This window comes from Mesorhizobium sp. M1328 (genome assembly GCF_040318075.1).
In the GTDB taxonomy this organism is placed as follows: domain Bacteria; phylum Pseudomonadota; class Alphaproteobacteria; order Rhizobiales; family Rhizobiaceae; genus Mesorhizobium.
The window spans coordinates 1-1314 of the sequence record NZ_JAMYLO010000076.1; the positions used below are offsets into that span (position 1 = coordinate 1).

Here is a 1314-nt window from a genome sequence, read left to right on the forward strand (position 1 = left end):
CAGCCCAAGGTTTTTCTTGGTCGGGCATTGAGGGCCGCGGCCACGGCGGCGATCTCGTCGGCGCTGTGGACGCTCAGGTCGGTGCCTTTCGGGAAGTACTGACGCAGCAGCCCATTGGTGTTCTCGTTGGTGCCACGCTGCCATGGGCTTTGCGGATCGCAGAAGTAGACTTGGACACCCGCATCGATCTTGAGGCGATGGTGCTGAGCCATTTCGGCTCCCTGATCCCAGGTCAGCGAACGACGCAGCTCCTTGGGCAAGGTCATGATCGTGCGCGTAATCGCATCGCGCACGGCTTCGCTCCGTGTCCCGCGAGAGCAGGCCCATTCTTCATTCGCGGAACTTCGCCATGCCCCGTAAGCCGGGGAAGATGCAGCAACATCGTGAAGCGTGTCGTACGCTCAACCAGCGTTCCGATCGCCGAGCTGCCAAGACCAAGGATGAGGTCTCCCTCCCAGTGACCCGGCACCGCGCGATCGGCCGCTTCGGCGGGGCGTTGACTGATCATGATCTCCGGCGAGACAAGCTCTTGCCTCGCCTGCGTACGCGCGCCCTGGGAACCCGCAGCACGCGTCCCGTTCCTTCGTGGCTGATGCGCATCGTCTTGTCGTCCGGGAAGTCCATCGGCAAGCGTCGGGCAATCTGCTCCGGGCTCCAAGCCCTAGCCCATCGCCGATCCTTTCGCGGGCCATGCCGGCGACCCTTCCACGGAACGGCTGGACCAGGAACGGCAGCGCCACTCGGGGTCATGACGACGCCGGCCAGTCGCTGCTCCACATAAGTGCGCAAGGTTGTGTTGAGCGCAAGCTTGGTCGGTTTGGGCCGGCGGGCCGATCGCTCGGCGTGCCATTGGGCTGTCGATGCACGATACTCCAGGCCGCCGCTGCGCGTCGCGGCATTGCGTCGTAGCTCACGGGAGATGGTCGAGGCGAATCGGCCAAGTCGGCGTCCGATCTCGCGTCTCGAAAGACCCTGAATGCGAAGAAGTGCGATCTCCTCACGTTCCGCCAACGAGAGGTACCGCCCGGACGGCGGCTTGGTCGAAGATCTGAACACCGCTGGTGCCATGCCGCCCGCCTGTCGGAACAATCTGGTTCCAACAGGCTGCGACATACCAGCCGCCAGCGCAGCATCCTCGCGGGTTCATCCCTTGCGCTATCCCCAACCAGAATCGTTGGAGTTCAGATCGCCCCGCAACTGGGCCGATTCACAAGTCGATCTGCCGCTGGAGCGCATCGGGCTGGAAGCCTGCTCGCTGGCAGCCTAGCTGTATGATGGTATCCGCGCCGAAGGATGGCCGACCATCTGCATTGA

General features: G+C 63.7%; 1 pseudogene. It reads right to left on the minus strand.

Going from position 1 to position 1314, the window contains the following annotated elements:
- A pseudogene (locus tag NKH23_RS34410) lies at positions 1–1207 on the minus strand (IS30 family transposase); the annotation flags it as partial.
- Positions 1208–1314: the final 107 nt, after the last annotated feature.